This is a genomic window from Microbacterium salitolerans (assembly GCF_019720895.1).
Classification (GTDB): Bacteria; Actinomycetota; Actinomycetes; order Actinomycetales; family Microbacteriaceae; genus Microbacterium.
Map to the genome: position 1 here is coordinate 189,303 of NZ_JAHKSH010000001.1, position 9,572 is coordinate 198,874.

At 70.8% G+C, this 9,572-nt stretch carries 10 protein-coding genes; 8 read left to right on the plus strand and 2 right to left on the minus strand.

The features are described 5' to 3' along the window. Window positions 1–24: 24 nt before the first annotated feature. The 5 genes from KOL93_RS00890 (at window position 25) to hemL (ending at window position 4,872) form a co-directional block, all read left to right on the plus strand. Window positions 25–1,743 (plus strand): formate--tetrahydrofolate ligase, encoded by a 1,719-nt coding sequence (locus KOL93_RS00890; RefSeq protein WP_221583425.1) that lies wholly within the window; start codon window positions 25–27, stop codon window positions 1,741–1,743. A 136-nt stretch (window positions 1,744–1,879) separates the two neighbouring features. Then, a complete protein-coding gene (locus tag KOL93_RS00895; RefSeq protein WP_221583426.1) occupies window positions 1,880–2,185 on the plus strand; it encodes a nucleotidyltransferase family protein in 306 nt (101 codons plus the stop codon). Further along, window positions 2,175–2,510 (plus strand): HepT-like ribonuclease domain-containing protein, encoded by a 336-nt coding sequence (locus KOL93_RS00900; protein ID WP_221583427.1) that lies wholly within the window; start codon window positions 2,175–2,177, stop codon window positions 2,508–2,510. Before KOL93_RS00895 ends, KOL93_RS00900 begins: the two co-directional genes overlap by 11 nt. Before the next feature lie 81 nt (window positions 2,511–2,591). Then, complete coding sequence (locus tag KOL93_RS00905) at window positions 2,592–3,437, plus strand: MerR family transcriptional regulator (protein ID WP_221583428.1); 846 nt, start codon at window positions 2,592–2,594, stop codon at window positions 3,435–3,437. Window positions 3,438–3,549: 112 nt separating this feature from the next. Next, window positions 3,550–4,872, plus strand: a complete 1,323-nt coding sequence (hemL, locus tag KOL93_RS00910; RefSeq protein ID WP_221583429.1) for a glutamate-1-semialdehyde 2,1-aminomutase — start codon at window positions 3,550–3,552, stop codon at window positions 4,870–4,872. 151 nt (window positions 4,873–5,023) lie between these two features. On the opposite strand, the gene soxR is transcribed toward hemL, so the two are convergent. Next, window positions 5,024–5,497 (minus strand): redox-sensitive transcriptional activator SoxR, encoded by a 474-nt coding sequence (gene soxR / locus KOL93_RS00915; RefSeq protein WP_260405825.1) that lies wholly within the window; start codon window positions 5,495–5,497, stop codon window positions 5,024–5,026. Window positions 5,498–5,561: 64 nt separating this feature from the next. Here soxR and KOL93_RS00920 point away from each other — a divergent pair, with 64 nt between their 5' ends. The 3 genes from KOL93_RS00920 to KOL93_RS00930 all read left to right on the plus strand — a co-directional run bounded on the left by KOL93_RS00920 (window position 5,562) and on the right by KOL93_RS00930 (window position 8,913). Then, window positions 5,562–6,953: an MFS transporter gene (locus tag KOL93_RS00920; protein ID WP_374107093.1), complete on the plus strand. Its 1,392-nt coding sequence runs from the start codon at window positions 5,562–5,564 to the stop codon at window positions 6,951–6,953. Further along, window positions 6,950–7,930 (plus strand): alcohol dehydrogenase catalytic domain-containing protein, encoded by a 981-nt coding sequence (locus KOL93_RS00925; protein ID WP_221583431.1) that lies wholly within the window; start codon window positions 6,950–6,952, stop codon window positions 7,928–7,930. The genes KOL93_RS00920 and KOL93_RS00925 overlap by 4 nt, the downstream gene beginning before the upstream one ends. Before the next feature lie 119 nt (window positions 7,931–8,049). Further along, the gene (locus KOL93_RS00930) at window positions 8,050–8,913 is read left to right on the plus strand and encodes an LLM class flavin-dependent oxidoreductase (protein WP_221583432.1); all 864 of its coding nucleotides are present in this window, start codon (window positions 8,050–8,052) and stop codon (window positions 8,911–8,913) included. A 150-nt stretch (window positions 8,914–9,063) separates the two neighbouring features. On the opposite strand, the gene KOL93_RS00935 is transcribed toward KOL93_RS00930, so the two are convergent. Continuing rightward, the gene (locus KOL93_RS00935; RefSeq protein WP_221583433.1) at window positions 9,064–9,570 is read right to left on the minus strand and encodes a methylated-DNA--[protein]-cysteine S-methyltransferase; all 507 of its coding nucleotides are present in this window, start codon (window positions 9,568–9,570) and stop codon (window positions 9,064–9,066) included. Between the last annotated feature and the right edge of the window lie 2 nt (window positions 9,571–9,572).

A 9,572-nucleotide genomic window follows, 5' to 3' on the forward strand; every position in this document is an offset into this window, starting at 1 on the left:
TCGAGCACTCGAGAAGGAGACGGAATGAACGACGCCCCCCGCACCCCTCGCCGGGTGGACAGCCTGGGCATCGCCGCGCGCGCGACGCTGCGCCCGATCGCCGACATCGCCGAGGCGATGGGCCTCCCGGACGAGTTCCTCGAACCGTACGGATCCGGCGTCGCGAAGGTCGACCTCGCGGCGATCGACGCGCTCGCGGACCGACCTCGCGCGAAGTACGTGATCGTCACGGCCGTCACGCCCACGCCGCTCGGCGAGGGGAAGACGACCACGACGGTCGGCCTCGGGCAGGGACTGCAGCACATCGGCCGGCGCGCGGTCATCGCCGTGCGCCAGCCGTCGCTCGGCCCCACTCTGGGCATCAAGGGCGGCGGCGCGGGCGCGGGGCAGAGTCAGGTGGTCCCGATGGAGCGCCTCAACCTGCACCTCACGGGCGACATCCACGCCGTCAGCGCCGCCCACAACCAGCTCGCGGCGCAGGTCGACAACCATCTGATGCGCGGGGCGCCCTCCGGGCTCGACCTCGCCCGCACGACGTGGCGTCGAGTGGTCGACATCGACGACCGCTCGCTCCGCTCCGTCGTGACGGGGCTCGGCGGATCCGCGAACGGCCCGGTGCGTGAGACGGGCTTCGACATCACGGCGGCATCGGAGGTCATGGCGGCGCTGTCGCTGGCGACGTCGCTGAAGGATCTGCGCGCGCGGATGGGGCGGATCGTCGTCGGCTGGACCCGCGACGGGGATCCCGTCACGGCGGAGGACGTGCGCGGCGCCGGCGCCATGACCGTGCTGCTCAAGCAGGCGCTGCGCCCCAACCTCCTGCAGACGATCGAGCACACGCCCGCGCTCGTGCACTGCGGCCCCTTCGGCAACATCGCGACCGGCAACTCGTCGGTCGTCGCGGATCTCATCGGCAGCCGCTGCGGCGAGTTCCTCGTGACCGAGGCCGGATTCGCGTCGGACATGGGGGCCGAGCGGTTCTTCAACATCAAGTGCCGGGTGTCGGGCATGACGCCCGACGCCGCCGTCATCGTCACCACGGTGCGCGCGCTCAAGGCGCATTCGGGGCGGCACCGGGTCGTCGCCGGGCGCCCGCTGCCCGACGAGATGCTCGCGGAGAGCCCCGACGACGTCCTCGCGGGGGCGGACAACCTGCGGCATCACATCGGCATCGTCCGGCGCCACGGCGTCCCCGTCGTCGTGGCGATCAACGCGTTCGACACCGACTTCGCGAGCGAGCACGACGCGATCCTGCGCGTCGCCCAGGAGGAGGGTGCGAAGGCGGCCGTGTCGACGCACGTCGCCGACGGAGGATCCGGGGCCGCCGACCTCGCCCGCCTGGTCGAGGAGGCGACCGACGCGCCGAACTCGTTCCGCTTCCTGTACCCCGATGACGCATCGCTCACCGCAAAGGTGGAGGCGATCGCGACCGAGGTGTACGGCGCCGATGGCGTCGACATCAGCCCGCAGGCCGCGAAGGACCTCGCCGCCTTCGAGGCGCAGGGGTTCGGGCACCTGCCCGTGTGCGTCGCGAAGACCCACCTGTCGCTGTCGGCGGATCCCACCCTCCGCGGAGCCCCCACCGGATGGCGCCTGCCCGTGCGCGAGGTGCGCCTCTCCGCCGGCGCCGGCTTCGTCTACCTGATCTGCGGCACCATGCAGACGATGCCGGGCCTCGGCTCCACCCCCGCCGCCGAGCAGATCGACATCGACGACGACGGGGAGACGGTCGGGCTGTACTGAGAGGTCCCGCATTCCTGAGGAGATGTGCGGTGCTGAGGAGGGATCCGGGGCCGGGGATCCTCAGATGTCCGCTTCTCCTCAGGGGCGCACGCGGACGTGGGCCCATTGTGGCCACAGCCGTCGGTACACTCGCCACATGCCGCTCGCTCTGCCGGTCGACCACGAGGCGCTGGCACGCATCTGCCAGGTGCACGGAGTCGCGAGCCTGCGTGTGTTCGGATCCGCGGTGACCTCGCGGTTCGACGAGGACAGCAGCGACGTCGACCTGCTCGTGGAGTTCCAGCCGGACCTGGCCGATGCCTTCGCGGAATACTTCGGCCTGAAGGAGGACCTCGAAGCGCTGTTCGGCCGGACAGTCGATCTGGTGATGGCCACGGCCGTGCGCAACCCGTACTTCGCCCGCACTGCGCTCCGCGAAGCGGAGGATCTGTATGCGGCCTGAGGCGGCAGCGCTGCTCTGGGACATCGATTCGGCGACGGAGCGAGTAGGGGCGTTCATCTCGGGGCTGTCCCTGTCCGAGTACATCGAGGACGCGCTTGTGAGGTCCGCTGTCGAGCGACAGCTGGAGATCGCGGGGGAGGCGCTGAAGCGGCTGCGCGACCTCGATCCCGAGATGGCGGCGGGGATCCCCGACAGCAGTCGAATCATCGGAATGAGGAACATTCTCGCGCATGGCTACGCGGTCGTCGACGACGGCGTGGTCTGGACGGCGGCCACCCGACATGCACCCCGGCTGCGCGCCGAGGTCGCACGACTGCTCGGCTGAGATTCCCGCGGATCCGATCGCCATGCGCGTCGTTCGCGTGCAGGTTGACACTCACATCGTGTGAGGCGCCACGATGAGGGCATGGCCGAGACCACGAACCTCATGACGATCGGGACGTTCAGCTCGCTGAGCCGGTTGTCGGTGCGCATGCTGCGCCACTATGACTCCCACGGGGTCCTGGTGCCCGCGAGCATCGACTCTTCGTCGGGGTACCGGCGCTATGCGCCGCGTCAGCTCGTCGACGCGGCCGACATCCGCAACCTGCGCGATGTCGGGTTCGGCGTCTCCGCCATCGGCATCCTCCTCGCCGCCCGGGGAACTCCCGCGTGGACTCACGCTCTGCAGCTGCAGCGCGAAACCCTCGTGGACGAGCAACGCGCGGCCCAGGGACGGGTGACTCTCATCACTCGACTGCTCGACCAAGGAGACCAGAACATGTCCATCACCCTGACGCGCACGACGATCCCCGGGATGACCGTCGTCGCGCTGCGCGGCACCGTCCCCACCTACACCGACGAACCGCAGCTGTGGGATCAGTTGATGCCCACGCTCGCCGCCCAGTCCATCCAGCCCATCGGCCCGTGCGGTGTCATCGAACACGACGACGAATACACCGAGCGCGACGTCGACCTGTCGATCTTCCTGCCTGTCCCGTCGGGCACGCGGGTCGAGGCTCCCGCGGAGGTCCTCGACCTGCCGGAGCGCGACTGCCTCGTCGCGACGGTGCGCGGATCCTATGACCAGATCAGCGAGGCGCACGAGCTCATCGGTGCGCGAATCGCATCCGAGAACCTGACCGTGCGCAGCGACGGGACGATCGGCAACAGAGCGTTCAACCGATACTTGACGACGCCCGACGGGGTCGGAGAGTCGGAGCTCGTGACAGAGATCTGCGTGCCGTTGGCGGAGGGATCCGCGCGTTCCTGAGGAGATGTGCGGCGATGAGGACGGATTCAGGGGGTGGGATCCGCAGAAGTGCGCATCTCCTCAGCACCGCACGCCGACGCGGGTCCCAGCCGCACCGCGAGACAATGGACGCATGACCGATCGCAACGACGTGCTGTTCGCCCATGCCCGCGACGTGATCCCCGGTGGGGTGAACTCGCCGGTCCGCGCATACGGATCCGTCGGCGGCACGCCGCGCTTCCTCGAGAGCGCTCGCGGGGCGTACGTGACCGACGTGAATGGCCGCGAGTACGTCGATCTCGTCGCGTCCTGGGGCCCGGCGCTGCTCGGCCACGCGCACCCCGAGGTCGTCCAGGCCGTGCAGGAGGCGGCGGCGAAGGGCCTCTCCTTCGGCGCGCCGACCGAGGCGGAGGTGCGCCTCGCCGATCTCATCACCGAGCGCGTCCAGGCGGGCGGCCTGCGACCCGTCGAGGAGGTGCGCCTGGTCTCGACCGGCACCGAGGCGACGATGACCGCGATCCGTCTCGCCCGCGGCGCCACGGGCCGCGACCTGCTCGTGAAGTTCGATGGCAACTACCACGGTCACTCCGACGGGCTGCTCGCGGCGGCCGGATCCGGCGTCGCGACCCTCGCGCTGCCGGGAACCGCGGGCGTGCCGGCGGGCGTCGCCGCCGAGACCCTCGTCGTCCCCTACGGCGACCTCGACGCCGTGCGCGAGGTCTTCGCCGCGCACGGCGACCGCATCGCCGCGATCATCGTCGAGGCCGCGCCCGCCAACATGGGCGTCGTCGAGCCGCCCGCCGGATACAACGCGGCGCTCGCCGACATCGCGCACGGCGCCGGATCCCTGCTGATCGTCGACGAGGTGCTCACCGGGTTCCGCGTGCACCCCGCGGGAGAGTGGGGCCGCCAGGTCGCCGCGGGGCACGCGTACGAGCCCGACATCATCACCTTCGGCAAAGTCATCGGCGGCGGCATGCCGCTCGCGGCGCTGGGCGGAAAGAGGGCCGTGATGGAGCACCTCGCGCCGACCGGTCCCGTCTACCAGGCGGGGACGCTCTCGGGGAACCCGCTCTCGGTGGCGGCCGGCATCGCGACCCTCGAGCGCGCGACGCCCGAGGTCTACACGCAGCTGAACGCCACCGTGGATCGCGTGATCGCGGACCTCACGGGCGCGCTCGCCGCGGAGGGCGTCGCTCACGCGATCTCGCGCGTCGGCACGCTGTTCGGCTTCGCGTTCCTGGAGTCCACGCCCCGCGACTACGCGACCGCGAAGACGCAGGAGGCGTTCCGCTTCGGTCCCTTCTTCCACGCGATGCTCGATGGCGGCGTGCACCTGCCGCCGAGCGTGTTCGAAGCGTGGTTCGTCATGGCCGCGCACGATGACGCGGCGCTCGGGCGAATCGCTGATGCCCTCCCTGCGGCAGCGCGGGCGGCGGCCGCCGCGCGGGCGTAGCGCGAGCAGCAGGCTGCGACCGCGGATCGAGAGGCGAGCGGATCCGCCGTCTCGACGCGAACGGATGCCGCGCCTGGTCGGATCGGAGAGATCCGCGGCTGTCGCCACTGAACCGCGGCGCGGCGACCGAGTGACCCGAACGGGGCCCTGATCACTCGGTCGCCGCGCCTTTGTCGAGCCAGCGGATCGGTCCGGCGCCCGTGCTGCCCAGTACGTCGGCGGGGTTCTGCAGCGCGCAGGAGTTCAGGCTCAGGCATCCGCATCCGATGCATCCGTCGAGGTCCCCGCGAAGATGCTCGAGCTGCCTGATGCGCGTGTCGAGATCATCGCGCCAGCGCTGCGAGAGGCGCGCCCAGTCCTTCTTGGTCGGCGTGCGTCCCTCCGGCAGCGATTCGAGCGCGGCGCGGATGTCCTTCAAGGGGATGCCGACCCGTTGGGACACCCGGATGAAGGCGACCCGGCGCAGAGTGTCGCGGCCGTACCGCCGCTGGTTCCCGTCGGTGCGATCCGCGCGGATCAGACCGTTGCGCTCGTAGAAGTGCAACGCCGACGAGGCGACGCCGCTCCGGCTGGAGAGCTCTCCGATCGTGAGCTGTCGGTGCTTGTCCCCACCCAGCTGCGGCATGTTCTGCTCCTCGGCGCATCGTCGGCTTGACCTCAACCATAGTTGAGGTTCTAGCGTCATCTGCATGACAGCCGAAACAGGAACGGTGCGGACCGCCGGGACCGACGCACCGGGGATCATGAGCGGCATCTACCTCTGGATCACGATCGGCGCGTGTGCGCTCGTGTTCCTCGGAGCCTTCGAATCGCTGGCGGTGACGACGGTGATGCCGGTGGTGAGCGCCGAGCTCGGCGGCCAACGCCTCTATGCCCTCGCATTCGCAGGCCCCCTGGCCACCGGAGTCGTCGGAATGGTCGCCGCGGGGAACTGGGCGGATCGCCGCGGACCCACGGCGCCGCTGCACACGGCGGTCGCCGCGTTCGTCGTTGGCCTGCTCATCGCCGGGCTCGCGCCGAGCATGGAGGCGTTCGTGGCGGGGCGCTTCGTGCAGGGGCTGGGCAGCGGAGGGATGATGGTCGCGCTCTACGTCGTCGTCGCTCGCGTGTATCCGCAGGAGAGGCATCCGGCGATCTTCGCCGGGTTCGCCGCCGCGTGGGTCGTGCCGTCGTTGATCGGACCGACCATCGCCGCGGTCGTCACCGACGTGTGGAGCTGGCACTGGGTGTTCCTCGGCGTCGTCGTGCTCTCTCTCGCTGCGCTTCTCATGGTGGTGCCGGCGCTTCGCGGCCTGTCCGGCGGCGGCGATGTCTCAGTTCCCTGGGCATTCGGACGGCTGGGATGGTCCGTGCTTGCGGCGCTCGCCGTGCTCGCTCTGAACCTGATCGGCGACATTCCGGGGATCGGACCGGCGCTCGCCAGCGCGGCCGTGGTCGTCGCATTGATCGCGGTGCGACCGCTGGTGCCGAGGGGCACCCTGCGCGCGCGCAGGGGCCTGCCATCGGTCATCCTCGTGCGCGGACTCGTGGCCGGCGCCTTCTTCGGCACGCAGGTACACCTGCCCTACTTGCTCACGGACCGGTACGCGCTGACGCCGACCCTCGCCGGTCTGGCTCTGACGGGCGGCGCTCTGGCATGGTCGATCGCGTCGACCGTGCAGGGGCGGCTGGGTGCTCGACTGCCGAATACGACCGCCCTGCGGTTCGGAACGGCGTTCGTCCTGGTCGGCATCGCGATGGTGCTGGTGACGGCCGTTCTCCAGGCGAGTGCGCTGGTCATCGCCGCGACATGGATCATCGCCGGTGCGGGCATGGGACTCATGAGCCCCAGAAGCAGCGTGCTGACGCTGGCACTGTCGACACCCGCGAATCAGGGGTTCAACAGTTCGGCCCTGACGGTCGCCGACTCGTTCGGCAGTGCGATGGTGCTGGCGGTCGCCGGGACCCTGTTCGCGGCTCTGGCGACGATCACGGATCCGTTCACCGCCGTGTTCTCGCTGGCCGGCGTGATCGCCGCCGCGGCGGTCATCCTGGTGTCGAGGGTTTCCGGCCCCCGCGTCCGTGCGGAGGCGACGGCATGAGGGCGGTCATCCAGCGCGAGTTCGGCGGGCCGCAGGTGCTCGTCGTCGAGGAGGTCGACCTTCCCGCACCTGCCGAAGGGCAGGTGCGGGTGCGGGTCGAGGCCGCCGGTGTCCACGCGGTCGACGTGAACATCCGCGAAGGAGACGTCCCGCCGTCGATGCCGCGACCGCCGCTTCCCATGACACCCGGTCGCGAGGTGGCGGGCACGGTGGATGCGGTCGGCCCGGGCGTCGACAGGACACTCATCGGTGAACGAGCGGTGGCGCACGTCGGTTTCCTGAACGGCGGCTACGCCGAGTACGCGCTGGCATCGGCCGCCGCGCTGCACATCGTTCCCGACGACGTGACATTCCCTCACGCCGTCGCGTCGATCGGGACGGGTCGCACCGCGCAGTACGTGCTGGACGAGGCGCGCCTGCAGGAGACAGACGTCGTTGTCGTCCCGGGGGCCTCGGGGGGCCTCGGAAGCCATCTCGTGCACCTCGTCCTCTCGAGCGGAGCCACAGTCGTCGCCCTCTACGGCGGCGTCCGGAAGCGCGCGGTCGTGGAAGGGCTGACATCGGATCGCGAGAGGTTCTTGGCGTTGGATGCCACGGATGACTCCTGGCCATCGCAGATGGACGGGCTGCTCGGAGAGCGTGAACCATCGCTGCTGATCGACGGCGTCGGCGGCACGACCGCCCGCGCGGCTCTCGAGACGCTGGGTCGCGGCGGCCGTGTCGTGATCATCGGGTGGGCGAGCGGCGACGCGCTCCAGCTCGACACCGGCGACATCGTCGGTCGATCGCTGACGGTGAGCGTTCCCCTCGGCAGGCCGTTGCCGCAGCTGCGGGAGCTGGAGGCCCGTGCGCTCGCCGCCGTGGCTGAGGGGCGAGTCGAACCGGTCGTCGACGAGTATCCGCTCGACCGCGCCGCGGAGGCTCACGCGGCGCTCGAGCGGCGACGACAGCGGAGGAAGGTCGTGCTGGTCCCGTGACCGGTGCGAATTCTCGCTCGGTCTCCGCATGCGCATGAGGGCGTGGCAGGGGATGCTCCTCCGATCGTTACGCGGCGTCGCCGCTCCGAATGTCGGAGGTCCGGCGTAGCCTCGGCCGCATGAGATTCGGATTCATCGGAAGCTACGGCTCCCCGGAACAGCAAGTCCATCTCGCCCGCGAGTGCGAGGCCCACGGGTGGGACGGGTTCTTCACCTGGGATGGGGTGAGTCTCGACGCGGGCGACTTCGACGCGGGTGCCACGTGGGATCCGTTCGCCCTGCTCGGGGCGGCTGCGGTGGTCACCGAGCGCATCGCTCTCGGAGCGATGGTGTTCGCGCCTCCGCGGCGCCGCCCGTGGGAGCTCGCGCAGCAGGCGCTCACGGTCGACCACCTGTCGGGCGGGCGGCTGGTCCTGCCGGTCGGCACGGGCGTTCCGTTCGACAGGGCCTTCACCTCGGTGCCGGGTCAGCCGATCGCGCTGCGCGACCGCGCCCGCGCGCTCGACGAGGTGCTCGACTGGCTTGAGCGCTCCTGGTCGACCGAGACGTTCGCGTTCGAGGGCGAGCACGTCGCGACGGGCGACTTCCAGTTCCCGCAGGCACCGGTGAACGGGCGGATCCCCGTCTGGCCGGTGGGTGTGTGGGATGCCGAGCGGCCGCCGCGCCGCAGTCTCGATCGCGCGTTGCGGTGGGACGGCATCGTGCCCCAGGTGCGGGGCGAATCCCCGGAGGACGCCGAGCCGTCGCCCGACGACATCACGGCGCTCGCCGGGTGGATCGCGGAGCACCGCGACGATGCGTCCGAGCCGTTCGACATCATCTACCAGGGGCGTCTCGACGCCGATCCGGCCGTCGCGGCCGATCAGGCGCGTGCGGCAGAAGAGGCCGGTGTGACGTGGTGGATCGAGTCCTGGTGGGATCCTGCGTCCGTCACCCCCGAGTTCCTCCTCGATCGCGCCCGCCAGGGTCCGCCGGCCGTGTGACGCGCGGCGCGGGCGAGGGCCGGGGCGCCCGCGCTGAGCCGCTGAAGAATCGCCGGGGCGCGGACGATTCCGCCCGAAAGAGCCGATCATCGACGAATCGTCAGCGCCTCGGCGCGGGCCTTCGCGGCCTGGCCCACGGCAGCGCGAGCATCAGCGCACCGACCCGCCCTCGAGCTCGATCAGCTGTCGCTTGACGTCTTCGCGGCCGCCGAACTCGCCGAGGGATCCGTCGGATCGGATCACGCGGTGCACGGGCACGACGAGCGTGAGCGGCGTGAAACGGCAGGCCGTTCCGACGGCGCGGGCCGCGCGGGGGCGGCCCGCGCGGTCGGCCATCTCGCCGTAGCTCGCGGTCTCGCCGTAGGGGATATCGCACACCGCCCGCAGCGCCTCGCCCGCGAAGCCGGGGGACAGGCGCCAGTCGATCTCGACATCGAAGGTTCGTCGGCGTCCGTCGAAGTACTCCGTCAGCTGCGCGCCGAGCCCCGCGATGTCGTCGTGTGCCGCGACGAGCTCGCGGCGCAGCTCGCGCGTGACGCCCTCGACGACCCACAGCGGATCCTCCGCGGTGCCGAGCGCGAGGATCCGCTCGTCGTCGCCGAACACCGCGACTGCAGCCCCGATCGGTGTCGCCGTGACCGTGAACCGGTACGTCATGG

What these genes read in the sequence shown, in the direction of transcription:
- KOL93_RS00890 (WP_221583425.1), top strand. Translation starts at nt 25, where the DNA reads ATGAACGACGCCCCCCGCACCCCTCGCCGGGTGGACAGCCTGGGCATC.
- KOL93_RS00895 (WP_221583426.1), top strand. Translation starts at nt 1,880, where the DNA reads ATGCCGCTCGCTCTGCCGGTCGACCACGAGGCGCTGGCACGCATCTGC.
- KOL93_RS00900 (WP_221583427.1), top strand. Translation starts at nt 2,175, where the DNA reads ATGCGGCCTGAGGCGGCAGCGCTGCTCTGGGACATCGATTCGGCGACG.
- KOL93_RS00905 (WP_221583428.1), top strand. Translation starts at nt 2,592, where the DNA reads ATGGCCGAGACCACGAACCTCATGACGATCGGGACGTTCAGCTCGCTG.
- hemL (WP_221583429.1), top strand. Translation starts at nt 3,550, where the DNA reads ATGACCGATCGCAACGACGTGCTGTTCGCCCATGCCCGCGACGTGATC.
- soxR (WP_260405825.1), bottom strand. Translation starts at nt 5,497, where the DNA reads ATGCCGCAGCTGGGTGGGGACAAGCACCGACAGCTCACGATCGGAGAG.
- KOL93_RS00920 (WP_374107093.1), top strand. Translation starts at nt 5,562, where the DNA reads ATGACAGCCGAAACAGGAACGGTGCGGACCGCCGGGACCGACGCACCG.
- KOL93_RS00925 (WP_221583431.1), top strand. Translation starts at nt 6,950, where the DNA reads ATGAGGGCGGTCATCCAGCGCGAGTTCGGCGGGCCGCAGGTGCTCGTC.
- KOL93_RS00930 (WP_221583432.1), top strand. Translation starts at nt 8,050, where the DNA reads ATGAGATTCGGATTCATCGGAAGCTACGGCTCCCCGGAACAGCAAGTC.
- KOL93_RS00935 (WP_221583433.1), bottom strand. Translation starts at nt 9,570, where the DNA reads ATGACGTACCGGTTCACGGTCACGGCGACACCGATCGGGGCTGCAGTC.